The sequence below is a fragment of the Streptococcus sp. HMSC065E03 genome (genome assembly GCF_001815045.1).
Lineage (GTDB): Bacteria > Bacillota > Bacilli > Lactobacillales > Streptococcaceae > Streptococcus > Streptococcus parasanguinis_AD.
This window is the reverse complement of sequence record NZ_KV818830.1, coordinates 1-370: the sequence shown is the minus strand read 5'-3', so window position 1 is coordinate 370 and position 370 is coordinate 1. Positions and strand designations below refer to the sequence as shown.

General features: G+C 27.0%; 1 protein-coding gene. It reads left to right on the top strand.

Translation table 11 applies throughout. The annotated features are described in order from the left end of the window. Window positions 1–2: 2 nt before the first annotated feature. On the top strand, window positions 3–370 hold a 368-nt coding region (locus tag HMPREF3002_RS00065), incomplete at its 3' end, for an ABC transporter transmembrane domain-containing protein (protein WP_141754460.1).

The following is a 370-nucleotide window of genomic DNA, read 5'->3' as shown; positions in this document are numbered from 1 at the left end:
ATATGAACCAGATTATGAAACAATATAAATTACTATATTTCTTGCTTATTTTATTAAGTCTGACAAGTGCTCTTTTAATGACATTCTTCTCTCTCCAATTAGGAAGAATACTTGATAGTATATCTAATTCAAATAGTGGATTACTCTTTCATATCACTATTTGTGTAAGTTCGATTTTACTGTGGTTCTTGATTTCTTGTTCCTATTCCTATCTTAAAAACCAATATGTAAAAAAAGTTATTTTAGATCTAAAAAGGCGTCTCTTATTACATTATTTATCGCGTGAATTTAACCAAATTGACAACCGTAACCATTCAGATTTCTTAAATAATATCACCAAAAACAGTGACCTTATTCAAGAAAATTTATT